General features: G+C 64.2%; 15 protein-coding genes and 1 tRNA gene. 8 read left to right on the top strand and 8 right to left on the bottom strand.

The window, feature by feature from the left end; genetic code table 11:
- Window positions 1-16 precede the first annotated feature (16 nt).
- The 4 genes from ACXMDY_RS14085 to pstS (ACXMDY_RS14070) form a co-directional block, all read right to left on the bottom strand.
- Window positions 17-1,147, bottom strand: a complete 1,131-nt coding sequence (locus tag ACXMDY_RS14085) for a sensor histidine kinase (RefSeq protein WP_259701351.1) — start codon at window positions 1,145-1,147, stop codon at window positions 17-19.
- A gap of 8 nt (window positions 1,148-1,155) precedes the next feature.
- Window positions 1,156-1,860, bottom strand: a complete 705-nt coding sequence (locus ACXMDY_RS14080; protein ID WP_259701350.1) for a response regulator transcription factor — start codon at window positions 1,858-1,860, stop codon at window positions 1,156-1,158.
- 49 nt (window positions 1,861-1,909) lie between these two features.
- Complete coding sequence (locus ACXMDY_RS14075) at window positions 1,910-2,545, bottom strand: Crp/Fnr family transcriptional regulator (protein WP_259701349.1); 636 nt, start codon at window positions 2,543-2,545, stop codon at window positions 1,910-1,912.
- A gap of 169 nt (window positions 2,546-2,714) precedes the next feature.
- On the bottom strand, window positions 2,715-3,695 hold the full coding sequence (gene pstS, locus ACXMDY_RS14070; RefSeq protein ID WP_259701348.1) for a phosphate ABC transporter substrate-binding protein PstS: 981 nt from the start codon (window positions 3,693-3,695) through the stop codon (window positions 2,715-2,717).
- A gap of 172 nt (window positions 3,696-3,867) precedes the next feature.
- On the opposite strand from pstS (ACXMDY_RS14070), the gene ACXMDY_RS14065 reads away from it, so the two are divergent.
- The 5 genes from ACXMDY_RS14065 to ACXMDY_RS14045 all read left to right on the top strand — a co-directional run bounded on the left by ACXMDY_RS14065 (window position 3,868) and on the right by ACXMDY_RS14045 (window position 7,674).
- Window positions 3,868-4,521, top strand: a complete 654-nt coding sequence (locus ACXMDY_RS14065; RefSeq protein ID WP_259701347.1) for a ParB-like protein — start codon at window positions 3,868-3,870, stop codon at window positions 4,519-4,521.
- A 966-nt stretch (window positions 4,522-5,487) separates the two neighbouring features.
- Window positions 5,488-5,862 (top strand): AbrB family transcriptional regulator, encoded by a 375-nt coding sequence (locus tag ACXMDY_RS14060; protein ID WP_259701346.1) that lies wholly within the window; start codon window positions 5,488-5,490, stop codon window positions 5,860-5,862.
- Between the two features lie 95 nt (window positions 5,863-5,957).
- Window positions 5,958-6,590, top strand: coding sequence for a hypothetical protein (locus ACXMDY_RS14055; protein ID WP_259701345.1), 633 nt, complete (start codon window positions 5,958-5,960; stop codon window positions 6,588-6,590).
- Window positions 6,591-6,695: 105 nt separating this feature from the next.
- A complete protein-coding gene (locus ACXMDY_RS14050) occupies window positions 6,696-6,839 on the top strand; it encodes a chlorophyll a/b-binding protein (RefSeq protein WP_259701344.1) in 144 nt (47 codons plus the stop codon).
- Between the two features lie 118 nt (window positions 6,840-6,957).
- Entirely contained in the window at window positions 6,958-7,674 is a 717-nt protein-coding gene (locus tag ACXMDY_RS14045) for a hypothetical protein (protein WP_457767656.1), read from the top strand.
- Window positions 7,675-7,696: 22 nt separating this feature from the next.
- On the opposite strand, the gene ACXMDY_RS14040 is transcribed toward ACXMDY_RS14045, so the two are convergent.
- Entirely contained in the window at window positions 7,697-7,912 is a 216-nt protein-coding gene (locus ACXMDY_RS14040) for a hypothetical protein (protein ID WP_259701342.1), read from the bottom strand.
- Window positions 7,913-8,006: 94 nt separating this feature from the next.
- The gene (locus ACXMDY_RS14035; RefSeq protein WP_259701341.1) at window positions 8,007-8,564 is read right to left on the bottom strand and encodes a hypothetical protein; all 558 of its coding nucleotides are present in this window, start codon (window positions 8,562-8,564) and stop codon (window positions 8,007-8,009) included.
- Between the two features lie 88 nt (window positions 8,565-8,652).
- On the opposite strand from ACXMDY_RS14035, the gene ACXMDY_RS14030 reads away from it, so the two are divergent.
- Window positions 8,653-10,656 (top strand): NAD-binding protein, encoded by a 2,004-nt coding sequence (locus tag ACXMDY_RS14030; RefSeq protein WP_259701340.1) that lies wholly within the window; start codon window positions 8,653-8,655, stop codon window positions 10,654-10,656.
- A 99-nt stretch (window positions 10,657-10,755) separates the two neighbouring features.
- Window positions 10,756-11,799 (top strand): phosphate ABC transporter substrate-binding protein PstS, encoded by a 1,044-nt coding sequence (gene pstS, locus ACXMDY_RS14025; protein WP_259701339.1) that lies wholly within the window; start codon window positions 10,756-10,758, stop codon window positions 11,797-11,799.
- Window positions 11,800-11,821: 22 nt separating this feature from the next.
- Here pstS (ACXMDY_RS14025) and ACXMDY_RS14020 read toward each other — a convergent pair whose 3' ends face one another.
- Window positions 11,822-12,019, bottom strand: coding sequence for a hypothetical protein (locus tag ACXMDY_RS14020; RefSeq protein ID WP_259701338.1), 198 nt, complete (start codon window positions 12,017-12,019; stop codon window positions 11,822-11,824).
- Window positions 12,020-12,169: 150 nt separating this feature from the next.
- Between ACXMDY_RS14020 and ACXMDY_RS14015 the strand changes: the two genes are divergently transcribed.
- A complete protein-coding gene (locus ACXMDY_RS14015) occupies window positions 12,170-13,063 on the top strand; it encodes an amino acid ABC transporter substrate-binding protein (protein ID WP_259701337.1) in 894 nt (297 codons plus the stop codon).
- On the opposite strand, the gene ACXMDY_RS14010 is transcribed toward ACXMDY_RS14015, so the two are convergent.
- Window positions 13,045-13,126, bottom strand: a tRNA-Leu gene (locus tag ACXMDY_RS14010). The genes ACXMDY_RS14015 and ACXMDY_RS14010 overlap by 19 nt on opposite strands.
- Window positions 13,127-13,180 lie beyond the last annotated feature (54 nt).

Raw genomic sequence — 13,180 nt, 5'->3', positions numbered from 1 at the left:
AAGCCCAGGGTCCGGCTCAGGCCCCCTTCGGCAGCACCAGCTCCAGCACGGCGCCGCCACCGGGGTGGTTGCTGGCCAGAACCCGGCCGCCGTGGGTGAGGGCGATCTGCTCGACGATCGCCAGACCAAGACCACTGCCGGAGCGGCTGCTGCGAACCCGGGATGGGTCGCCGCGATAGAAGCGCTCGAACAGATGCTCCAGATCCGCTTCGCTGAAGCCACTGCCGTGATCCCGCACCTCGAGTTCCAACCACTGGTCGGTGGCCGCGATCCGCACTTCCACCGCCGCCTGATCGGGGCTGTAACGCACGGCGTTGTCGAGCAGGTTGAGCAGGGCCCGATGCAGCCGGGAGCCATCCCCCCAGAGCAGCGCAGCCGGGCGATCCAGGAAGGAGAGCACCACACCGCGCTGCTCGGCCAGGGGGCGCAGCATCGACCAGACCTCGTCCACCAGCTCACCGAGATCAAGCAACTCCTGCTGCAAGTCATCACCGGGCAGGCTGTTCTCCAACCGGGAGAGCTCCAGCAGATCGCCGACCAGCTGCTGCAGCCGATGCAGCTCCCGCTGCAACCGCTCGATCCGAGGAGCATTGGCCACGTTGGCCTGCTCGGCCAGGCTGTCGCCGAGCAAGAGCAGCGAGGTGAGCGGGGTCTTCAGTTCATGGGCCACATCGCTCACCCAGCGGCCCTGCTGGGTGAGCTGGGATTCCAGCGAGCGCCGGCTGTTCAGCCACATCGCCACCCAGCCCTCCCGGCTCGGCAACAGCGTGGCCTCCATCGGCTCCTCCCCCTCCAGCCACTCCACCCGCTCCGGTCGCTGCTGGCGCAGGGCACTGCGCAGGGCCCGATCGACGTTGGCAGAGTCGATTACGGTCTGCAACGGCTGACCACGGCTGAAGCGGCCGGGTGCCTGGTTCAGCAGCCGCTCCGCCTTGCTGTTGAGCGAGTGAAGCGTGAGCTGCCCATCGATCAGCAGCAAACCGAGTGGGGCCGCTTCGAGAACCGCGGACAACTGACCGATCGAAAACGGAAGGTTTTCAGCCGCCTGCCGCCGGCTGCTGCGGCCCCGGGCCTGCCTCGCCCCCAGCCAGAACCCGCTGCAGCCCAGAGCCAGAGCCAGGGCAACGGCAGCTGCAACCGGAACCATCACTCCCCTCAGCCGAAGCGGTAGCCGAAGCCCCGCACGGTGAGCAGGTGCCTGGGAACGGAGGGATTGGCCTCAAGCTTTTCCCTCAGCCAGCGGATGTGCACATCCACGGTTTTGGTGTCCACCACGTAATCCGTTCCCCACACCTGATCGATCAGCTGGTTGCGGTTCCAGACCCGGCCGGGATTCTGCATGAAAAATTCGAGCAATCGATACTCCTTCGGAGAGAGGTTCACGCTCTGGCCGTCGCGGGTGACGCGGAATTCATCCGGATAGAGGATGATCTCGGCGTGCTGAAGCACCACCCCCACAGGGAACTTCTCACTGCCCTGCTGGGATCGGCGCAACAGGGCCCGGCACCGGGCCACCAGCTCCAGCAGCCCGAACGGTTTGACGAGATAGTCGTCGGCACCGAGTTCAAGGCCAAGCACCCGATCGGTTTCGGTGTCGCGGGCGCTCACCATCAGGATCGGGGTGCGGGAGTCGGAGCGGCGCAGATGGCGGCAGACATCCAGCCCGCCGATGCCAGGCAGCATCAGATCCAGCAACACCAGATCGAAGCCACCGGTTCCCCTGGCCTGGCGGGCATCGAGCTGTTGAATCGCCTGGCGGCCATCCGCCGCGCAGTCCACCTCGAAACCCTCGTGCTGGAGCGCTTCAGACAACGTGGTTCGAATGCTTTCGTCGTCATCGACGATCAGCAGGCGCGGCATGCCGATGGCACTTATCACACTTTTAACGCTAGGCGATCAGGCGGGGCCATCAGCGCCGTTTCGGCAGATGACTGATCACCAGGTGACGCTGAGCATCAATCTTGAGCCAGCCTTCATCCCGCAGCAGGCCGATCACCCGGGTCACCGTGACCCGGGTGGTGCAGAGGGCGCTGGCCAGTTCCTGATGGGTGAGGCGCAGATTGAGGCGCAGTCCCTCATCGCAGGCCTGGCCGTACTCCTGGGCCAGCAGCTCCAGAAAACCCCGCACCCTCTCCTCGACCCGCCGCAGGCCAAGCAGGGAAAGCATGGTTTCCGCCTGGCGGTAGCGGCTCACCACCGCCTGCATCATCGCCAGGGCCAGGTGGGGCGACTGCTCGATCTCCGCGCCGGTCAGGCAGAGCAGGTCGCTGTCGGTGAGGGTGAAGGCTTCGTAGGCCACCACATTGGTGAACGGTTCGCCGAACGGCTCATTCGGGCCGGCCAGCCCCAGCAGAAGCGGGTCGCCGTGGATGGTGACGGCCTCCAGCTTGACCATGCCCCGCACCACCAGCCAGATGCAGTTCTTGAGCAGGGGAACGGCACTTCCAGCCGTGATGTGGAGCAGATTGCGGTTGCGGTAGCTGGTTTCCAGCACCTCGCGAATCGCATCACTTCGGCCGGTATTGCGAAAGGGGCTCGAAACCATGGCCACGACCGAATGACACAAGCGGAGTGTATGGAGGGCGACAGACAGAAGAGCAAAGGAAGAGTGAGCGGTTGGTTAACCCCTGGCTAAGGGCCTGACACAAAAAAGGGGGGCTACCGCCCCCCAGCTGAATCTCGTGAACCACTGCGAGCCGGAGGGCTGGACGGGATCAGGAGCCGATGTTGGCCACTGCCTTTCTGGCGCTGTTGAGGATGGCACCACGCAAGGGCACATAGCCGAGGTCATCGGCCTTGCCCTGGGCGCCGGGGCTGAGCAGGTGGGTCATCGCCTTACGGATGTCACCGGCCTTGGCTCCATTTCCCTTCCTGTAGGCGAGCGCCCAGGTGAGGGTGGCGATCGGGTAGCTCTCGGCACCGGCGGGATTGGGATCCTCTCCAGCCAGCATGGCGTTGAGCTTGATGTTGTTGAGGGCGGCAGCGCCGCTCTTGAGATTGGGGAGGACGAACTTGCCAGCCTTGTTCTGCACGGCAGCCGCCTTGATCTTGCCCTTCACGAAGGCCTGGTTGAGATAGCCGATCGAGCCGGGCGTGTTCTGAATCACGCCAGACACGCCCTCATTCCCCTTGCCGCCAATACCCACGGGCCATTTCACGGATTTTCCTTCACCCACCCTGCTCTTCCAGGCCGGGGAGAAGGCCGAGAGCGAATTGGTGAAGGCGAAGGTGGTGCCGGAACCATCGGAGCGATGCACAACCGAGATCTTGCCTGCCTTGCAACCCAGCTGCTTCCAATCGTTGATCACCCCCAGGAAAACCTCGGCAGCCTGCTTCTGGGTGAGTTTGAGGTTGCAACCGGGCTGGTTGAAGGCGATTGCGATCGTGCCCCCCACCGTGGGGATCTGCACCACGCCACGGCTCACCTTGGCGGCATCGGCGGCGCTGATCGGTTCATCGGTGGCGCCGAAGTCAACGGTGCCGGCAATGAACTGGCGAACGCCCGCACCGGAGCCCACCGACTGATAATTGACCCTGGGGCCACCGGCAGAAGCAAGATCCGCAAAGGCCCGTTGATAGAAAGGAGCAGGGAATGAGGCGCCTGCACCATTGAGGGCGCTCTGGGCGGAAACCGTTGCACCGGTGCCGAGGACGGCAAGAACGGTGAAGATCGAGGCCTTCTTGGCGAAGGTCATCAGAGAAGCCAATCAAGAGTCCACCGATTCTTAGCAGGCAAGGTGGAGCCACCGTGTTATGCCGTGGTTAAGAACGTGTCAATAGTTTGGTACACGTCCTTCCGTAGGGTGCCTTGCGGCTCTGTTCGGTCTGGCCGCAATCCCGCCCAAACTGTTCAACTGACCCCTCCGCATGGCGCTCCAGCTCCCTCCCTTCCAGCCGCTCCCACCTCCACCCAACGCTCCGAAACAATTCCTGGAGGTACCGGTGGCCCGGCTGCAACCCACCCAGCTGTGCGTGGGTCTGGCGGAAGTTCGCCACCGCCGCGCTGATTTCGCCGAAGAAAGCGCCAAGGATCGGCGCAGCTATCTGCGCGGCAAACCCGTGCCGCTGGTCCGCAACACCGACGGTGGATTGTGGATGCTTGATCGGCATCACCGCCTCAGCGGCCTGATCGCGGTGGATCCCGACGCCACCGCCTTCGGTTATGTGGTTCTGGAGCTGGACTTACCCGATCGCCCCGCGGTGCTCCAGGCCCTGCTGCAGCGGGGCTGGCTCTACCTGTACGACGCCCGCGGCCAGGGGCCACACCCACCGGAGCGGCTGCCCACCGGGCTCCACGACCTGCAGGATGACCCCTACCGCAGCCTGGTCTGGGCACTCAAGCGGGAGAAACGGATCGAGGCGGCGCCGCTGATCCCCTTCCATGAATTTCGCTGGGGGGCCTGGCTGCGCAGCCGCAACCTGCCACCGTTCCGTTCCCTGCAGCTGGAGCCTGCCCTGCCCGCCGCCCGGGCCCTGGTCGGCTCCGGTGCCGCTTCCCACCTGGCCGGCTGGATCGGCTGAGTCCAGACCCGCCGCGATCGCGCCTGGGAATTTTCAAAAGCAAGGAAGAGAGCCTGCAGAGGGTGAGCACAGGCGGGCAGGGCTGATCCAGGAAGGTGCCCCTGCAAAGCACAATCCCCCAGAACTCCTGCCCTTTTTTGTGAAGAAAAAGGCGCCAACCCAGGCCCGGGAGGATGACAACCAAGCTGACAACAGGCCGAATTGACAGGCCCGCGCACCAAGTGAGCCTGTCAATGGCCTAAACTTTCTGAAAAATCATCCAATCACGCGCCAACTGGATTAACCGCAAACTGGTCAAGCGCCAGCTGGCCACGCGGCAACTGGCTGGACTCACGACAACTGGATTGAGGCCCACTGGCCCTTCCTGCGCTGGTTCGGATTTCACTGGATGAGCCCTCCTTGCTGGGATCAGAGCGGATCATTCGGCCCACAGGCCCATGGGATTTCGCAGATGACAATCCGGCTTGAAAAGGTTCCGATCACCACATCGCTCAAGCCATTGGCATGGCCTCGTCACCGCTGGCGATCCTTGAGCGCGAAGTTGGCGCCAACCATTCAGGCCGAGTGATTCCGATGGCATCGTTTCAGCGCTGCGGCGGCTGCCAGGGCAGAAACGGATCGGAAACAGAGCCAGGCTGAAACTCCAGAACAAGGCAAGGTGTGGGTTCTCCCAGGCGGTCACTGCTTGCTGATGGCACTGCGATGGGCTGGGTGAGCGAACAGAATCTGACTCTGCATACCGGAGCATTGCCGTTCCGCTCAGGACGGAATTCTCTGTCTCCGATGAGTGGCGCTGCCCGGCCTGGGGCGATCACTTCCCCATTGATCTCCCATCGCCTGGCCCGACAGAATTCGGATCGGTTCAGTCCTGCTGACAAAGGAGTTCAATCGGGCGGAAACGCGGTTTCGACCATTGAATATCCCCCGATGGATTGCTATGTTAAATCAGTTACCTCTTCCAAGATCATGCTGACTGGATCCGACCTGCTGACCAAAGTCAAGGAGCTCGGCGATGCTTCCAAATCCGACCTGGTGCGCAGCTGCGGCTACCTGAGCATCAAGAAGGATGGAAGCGAACGCCTCAACTTCACTGCCTTTTACGAGGCCCTTCTCGAAGCCAAGGGTGTGAGCCTCGGCAACGGAGGTGGCGGCGGCCTGGGAGCCAAGGCCGGTCGCAAACTCAGCTACATCGCCACGGTTCAAGGCAACGGCAACCTGTTGGTCGGCAAGGCCTACACCGGCCTGCTGGATCTCAAGCCGGGTGATGAGTTCGAGCTGAAGCTGGGCCGCAAGCAGATTCGCCTGGTGCCTGTCGGCAGCGACGAGAGCGACGAAGACTGAGCCCGACCCGGCTGGGACCTCAAACCCCCAGCCCGCAGTCTCTGCCATGGCAGGCTTGAGCCCTGTTCGTGGCGTTCGAGGCAGCAAGGATGTCCATGGAAACCTCTACCCACCGGCCTGGTAAATCGTTCAACGGCCCAAGAGCAATCAGCACTCCGCTGCTTGCTCTTGGGCTTCTCTCGTTCTGGCTTCTGGGCAGTGTTGCGGCCCGCAGCCAGCCGACGGCCCCACCACCGCTGCAATCCAGGCCGGCCCTCAAGCCCGAACCAGGCAGAACGGCTGAATCCAGCGGCGAACTCAACTCCAGCCCCAGCACCGATTCCAGCCCCAGCACCAAAGAGAAGGAGCTGCTGGAACGCATCCGCAAGCTCAAGGCTCCACGCTGGCGAAGCTTCGGTTCCTGTCGTTATGACTGGAGTGCCTGGCGGCTCAGCGAGGGAGATGTGCGCTCCACCGCGGTCGAATGCGGCGATCCGGCGGTTGCCGGCAGCGTGGCCGTGCATTGCCCGAGCCTCAAGCTCACCCGGCGAACCGGCTCGGGAGCCTGGGAAGAGTGGCGGCTGCCGCTTTCAGCCGAGGAGTCGAAGACCATCGGCGGCGAGGACCGCATGGCAGCATCGCTCTGCGCCAACGCCAAACCTGCCGCCGGCCCGGCCGCGACCACATCCCCCCCCAGAACGCCACCGGCAACAGGCGCACCCGCCAAGCCAAAACCGAAGGCACCGTGAACCGAAGGCGCCGGGGCACCGGCGGATTGCGCAACCCCCATCAGCCGATCCGTCACAGAACGCAAGAATCGTGTTACACTTCGTGAAGTCAACCCCGCACCAGCCATGACTGAATCCACCACCCGCTTTGGCTTTGTTCAGTTCGCCGAAACCTGGAATGGCCGCCTCGCCATGCTCGGCTTCGTGATCGGTATCGCCACCGAGCTGCTCACCGGCCAAGGCATCCTCACCCAGATCGGTCTCGGCTGAAGCCCGAGCCCCGCTCAGCAAACCAGGTTCGCCGAGTCCGGCGGACCTGGTTTTTTAATGTCTGGAATCAGCCGGTTTCCAGCCATCCCGGCCATGGATCCTCTGCTCACCTGGGCCAATGACGAATGCACTGCGTTTTGTTCTCAATCCGGGGCCGCCGGAATTCGCCCAACCGCTGGATCGCTGGTCGGATCTGGTGCTTCGCCAGGAGGCGTCCCTGCGCAGCGGCTTTCACCTGACCATCTATCGATGTCCAGATTCGTGGGCCGGTTCCCTTCAGGATCTGATCGCCAGCGACGCCCTGAACAGTTCCGGAAAGGATCCGTTTGGACCAGGCCTTGAAATCGACAATCCAACCGACCAGCAGCAACGCCGCCTGGTTTGCAAAGCCCTGATCCCAAGCTTCAATCCGGCCAGTCAGTGGCTTGAAGTCTACGAACTGGAGCAACCCGATTCAGCCAATTCCGCCGTCAGGCGCGTCGATTGCCTGCCGCTGCAGGAGGCCAGCAATGACACCTGCTGGTTCTACCCCACTGAGGACGGCCGTTACCTCTCCTGGGAAAATCAACAGACAATCAGCTGCCATCCAGGCCATGTTTTCGAGCAGCTTGATCGTGGCCCAAACCATTGTTATGACAGGGCTGAGCTGAGAGTGCTGTGGTCATTGATGGCGGATCAATCAAACCTGACCTGTGTGGGATTGACCTATCAACACAGGCGGATTGATTTCCCTCTGCTTGGATCAAAGCCGGGCACCACAGCAACCTGGACCACTTTTCAAGTTGATTCGATGAGCGAGAGCCCGCTCAGAAACCTGGATTCCGTTGTGATCTAGGCTCCGATCCGCCAACACCGGCTCAAGCGGTTTCTTCGAGGAGACGCTCCAGACGTTCGCGGTTCAGATCGACATAAAGAAGCTGATCCCCCGGACTGGGGGCCTCCGGATGGGAAGAGGCAGCTGGTGTTCTGCTGCTCCAATCGGTGGCCTGAAGGTTCTGGCGCATCAGCGCAAAGGCACCGCCGGCAATCACGGCGAAGCAGATGAAATAGGCGATCCCGAAAAAGGCTTCCATGCGGACAACCCGAATTGCCGATCAATCTAATGTAAGGATTTGTGAACTGCGGAGGAACCCGGTGGCGGCGGTGACCCCCCAACGGGCAGAAGGCTCAAAGCCCCAGCTTGATGCGACGGTGCTCCAGGGGCTCAGGCACCGACACATCAACCCTGCCTTTCACGTCGGCATCGACCTTGCCCCGCAGCACCGCTGAAACATCGCCGATCACGTTCGCGCCGACGTTGCCGGCGACCTGGGCCTTCACCTCCCCACCGACCTGGGCATTGACGGGCCCACGTACCGACACCCCGAGGCCCTTGCCCAGCTCGGGGACGGAAACCGACAGCGGCGAAGCCAGCTCCACCCCTTCCACCAGGGTGACATTGGCCGCGATCGGCCTGGTCACGATCGGCTCGGTGCGGATCGGGTTCTCGATCCTCTCCACCAGCAGCGGCGTTCTGACGCCGCCGACATCCACCTGCCCGGTGACCGGGAACGGCGCATCCATGACCAGCTGGATCTTGATGGGCTGGGACAGCACCCGAGCGAGCGCTGTTGCCAGGATGAGCGCCGTGACCACAAGGGCGATGGGCCAGCGCAACAGCAACGGCCAGGGCATCGAGCCGGCCCCCTGGCCAGCCGCGGACTGAGCTGAGCTGGGTTCTGTCATGGGATTGGGAAGATCGGACCGGGCACCGATTCTGTTTCATGCGCCTGGATTGACCATCCCTTAACCGGCGGCGGCCAGCATGGGATCCATGGCTTCCTTGCCGATTCAGCCGAGGTTCCGCCAGGGGCCGATCGTGGTCTGCGGACTCGGCTCCCTGGGCCAGGCCTGCCTGCTGCGGCTGCTCGACTTCGAGGCCGCGCTGGTTGGCCTCGACCTGATCGCGCCCACCTGGGGCCACACCGCTCTGGCCGAGGCGCTCGCGGCCAGAGTGGTTCTCGGCGACATGCGCCGACCGGAGATCCTGCGCCGGGCCGGGGTGATCGAGGCCAGGGCCGTGCTCTTGCTGAGTTCCGAGAGCACGGTCAATTTCGAGGCGGCGCTCCAGGTCCGCCTGCTCAACGCCAGTGCCGAGATCGTGGTTCGCTCCTCCAGCCGGGATGCCTCCTTCGGCGCTCTGCTGGAACAACGGCTGCCCGGAATCGCCGTCGTCGATCCCCTGCTGCTCACCGCCGAGGCGGTTGCCCAGTCCCTGCGCTCAGGCGACCAGGCGGCCCAGCTGGAGGTGGATGGCCACCGCTTCGAGGTGTACGACGCCATCGAACCGACCGAGGTGGCTGCCGCGGCCGCCTACGACCGTCAGTTCCGCAGCCTCAGGCTGCCTCCTGAAACCGGCTGGGGAACCAGGCCCCAGGGCCGGATGGTGGTCAGCCCGCTGGGGTTCCGCCGCAGCCAGGCCCTGCCCCAGGCGCGCGCCGACGGCAGGGGAGCCGGCGGCGGCGGCCGGCGGCAACCGGGGGTGATCCAGGCCCTGCAACGCCTGCGGCCCTGGCAGCGCAGCTGGGAATGGGGGCGGCAGCGCACCGCCCTGCAGTGGATCGCCACCACCGCGTTGCTGCTGCTGCTGGCGGGCGGCATCGGTGTGTTTTCCCTGCGGGGCGGCTGGCAGCAGGGCCTGTTCGTCACCCTGGCCCTGCTCAAGGGGGAGTATGTCGATCCCGTCAACGTGCTGCTGGCCCAGAGCCCGAACCAGAGCCTCGCCAGCGTTGATGGGCGGCTGATCGCCGGTACGTTGCTCTACTCGCTGATCGGCACGCTGCTGACCTCCGGCCTGGTGGCGGTGATCCTCGAGCGCCTGCTCAGTGCCCGCTTCGGCATCGCCAGGCCCCGCAGACTGAAGCGTGGAAGTGCCCAGATCCTGCTGCTCCATGGGGGCACCCTGGCCAGTCAGGTGGGCAGGGCCCTGACGCGGGCACGTCTGAAGGTGGTACGGGTTGAGGCCGGCGGCAACGCTGCTGGCGCCAGCGGGGAGGCGGTGGTGGTGGAGCGGCTGGAGAACGCCGAAACCCTGCTGAAGCACTGCCGGGTGGAGGCGATCGGTCTGCTCTCGAGCGACTTGCTCGCCAACCTGCAGGGGGCCCTTTCGCTGCAGCAGCGCTGGCCGCTGGCCAGGCTGGTGATCCTCAGCCATGCGGTGGAGGCGGCCGAGCGGCTGGGGGAACTGCTGGGCGGGGTCACGGTGATCTCGACGATGGAGCTGGCCTGCGATGCCCTGGTGGCCACCGCCTTCGGCGAGCGCGTCGAAGGGATCGCCCGCCTCAACGGCAGCAATCTGCTGGTGGTGCGTTATGAGCTCAGAGCAGGCGACAGCCTCTGCGGCCACAGCATCGCCCGCTTTGAAAACGGCTACGGGGTGACGGTGATCAGCCACTCTCAGCCCCGCACACCCGGGGCCAGGGCCCTGCCGGCGCCGGAGACCGTGCTGCGCGCCGGCGACCAGGTGGTGATTCTCTCGAACCTGGCCGGCCTGCGCCGGATCGAACTCGGCCAGCTGGATCCACCCGGCTGGCGGCTGCAGCTCCAAGCCCATCTGCCGGCGGAGGCGCAGTTCGAGCTGAAGCAATGCCTGGGCCGCTATTTCGACAAGCCGCCCGGAGCCATGGCCGATCTGCTCGACGGCGGCACCCACCTCAGCGACCCACTCGATGAAGACTTCGGACGGCTGGTGGAGGGGAAACTCAACCGGCTGGGGGTGCGCTGTTCCCTGCTCAGCAGGGTTGGCATCGAGGGCGACCTGGATCAGGAGCCCGGCTGAGCTCGTGCCCAGCGGGACATGGGGAGCGGACCCTTAAGCCACCGATAAGGACCAGATCGGAGAATCAGCTGGTTGTGCAGCGTCCCGGCGGTTCTGGCGATGGTTTCCTTCCTGTCCCAACAGTTGACCCAGGCCCTGCGAAGCCCCCAGCGGCTGGTGCCGATCAGCCTGGTCGTGGTAGCGCTCAGCACGGCTGCCTGCGGCGGCGGCGGCAGACGCCTGCCCTCGCTGAACGGGGCAGGGGCCTCCTTCCCGGCTCCCGCCTACCAGCGCTGGTCCGCCGACTACAAAACGGAGAAGGGCTTTCTCGTCAACTACCAGTCGGTTGGATCCGGCGCCGGGGTGCGTTCCTTCCTCACCGGTTCCGTTGATTTCGGCGCCACCGACGAGCAGCTCAGCGAAGAGAATTTCAAGGAGGGCATGGCCGGCAAGCGTGGCGCGGTTCAGATTCCGATGCTGGGCGGCACGATCAGCCCGGCCTACAACAACCCCGATTGCCCCGACCTCAAGCTCACCCAGGCCCAGCTGGCCGACATCTTCCTCGGCAAGATCACCAACTGGAGCGCCCTGGGTTGCCAGGCCCGGCCGATCGTGGTGGCCCACCGCTCCGATGGCTCCGGCACCACCTACGGATTCACCAATTCACTCTCCTGTTTCTCGGAGGAATGGAAAACCAGGGTGGGCCGTGGCAAGGCCGTCGACTGGCCGGTGGGGATCGGTGGCCGGGGCAACGAAGGGGTGGCCGGGGTGATCCAGAACACGCCGGGCTCGATCGGCTACGTCAACCAGGCGTTTCTGCGGGGGGTGATCAAACCGGCGGCCCTGCAGAACAAGGCAGGCAAGTTCGTGATCGCCGATTCCGAATCCGGAGCGGCGGCCCTGAATCAGGTGAGCCTCGATGAACGGCTGGGGGGAGAAGACTGCAACCCTGCCGGCGAAGCGAGCTTCCCGATCGTGGCCTTCACCTGGATCCTTGCGTACCAGAGCGGCCAGGGGGAGGAGAAGGCCGAGGCGGTGCGCACCTTCCTGAGCTGGGCGCTGGAACCCGGGCCCCAGAAGCTTGCGGCCGGACTTGGCTTCGTGCCGCTGAAGGGGGATGTGCTGGAGCGGGCCAGGGCGGAGGTGGCCAAGATCAAGAACTGAGCGGCTGAAGGCCGAGGGCTGCTCAGCTCTCCTCGCCGGCGATCTGCGCCTCGATGCGGGCGGCCAGGCTGAGGCAGCGGTCCAGCTCCGCCCAGAGCAGCTCCCGCCGGTCGGCCGTCACTCCGTAGGAGCGGTGATGGAGATCGCGCCCCTGATACCGCAGGGCATCACGGATGCGCAGCCAGTCGTCGCGGCCCAGCTCAAGCTTGACTGGAGACATGGGGAAAAGGCTCAGGGTGGCCGGCGCGGCAGATCACGGAAAAAGCCGCTGATCCACGCAGTGGCTCCATGGTACTTTGGCTGCCAATTCATAGAGAAATCTGTGGTTGTTCGGCTAGTTTTTTCCACTCTGGGTGTGCTGGCGGCAGCCTTGATCGCCGGGCCTTCTCTGGCGGGGCCGGTGATCGAGCAGATTGCCCGGGATGGTGTCCTGACGGCTGGAACCAGCAAAGATGCCTTCCCCTATGCCTATCAGAACGGGGCTGGTGACCTGGTGGGCTATTCCATCGACATGATGCATCGGATCACCGAGGAACTGGCGCTTGAGTTGGGACGTCCGGTTCGGCTGAAGTTGATCGCGCTGGATACCGACGAACGCATTTCCAGCCTGGAGTCTTCGAAGGTCAGCCTGGTTTGTGATGCCAGCAGCTTCACCTGGGAACGGGACCGAAAGGTTGATTTTTCAGTCAGTTATGGCATCACCGGCACCCAGCTGTTGATTCGCCGCGATTCGAATCTCTCCTCCCAGGAATCGCTGGCAGGCAAGCGGATCGGCATCCTGCCGCGAACCACCAGCGAGCTGGCGATTCGCAAGCAGCAACCCAAAGCGATTCCTGTGTTACTGGAGGATCGAAACAGCGGCTATCAGGCCCTGAAGGATGGCACGATCGATGGTTTTGCCGATGATGGCGTTCTGCTCTATTCCTGGCTGCAGCGTCAGCCCCAGCCAACCGGCTTTCAGGTGGGGGATCGCTCCTATTCCAAGGAAGGAATCGCCTGCATGTTGCCCCAGAGCGATCCCGCCTTTCAGCGGATCGTCAACATGGCGCTGATCCGCTACATGCAGGGATTCATTGCCGGCCAGCCCAGGGAAACGGCGATCTTCGATCAATGGTTCGGCCCCGGCAGCGCCGCCCCCCTCACCCAGGACCTCCGGGATCTCTCGATCGAAACCATGCAGCTGATGGTGGACCTCAGGGAGCGGGTACCACCCAGGCGATCTCCTCAGCAGCGCTCTGGCGCCGATGCCCACCGGGGGACTTGAACCCCCACGACCGAAGCCACTGGACCCTAAAACCAGCGCGTCTACCAATTCCGCCAGGTGGGCGTGGCCCCAACTGTATCGAGCGGATCAGAATGGCTTCAACTCCGTCCCCCCACC

It is taken from the genome of Cyanobium sp. ULC082, assembly GCF_977927535.1.
This window is presented reverse-complemented; position numbering and strand designations above follow the sequence as displayed.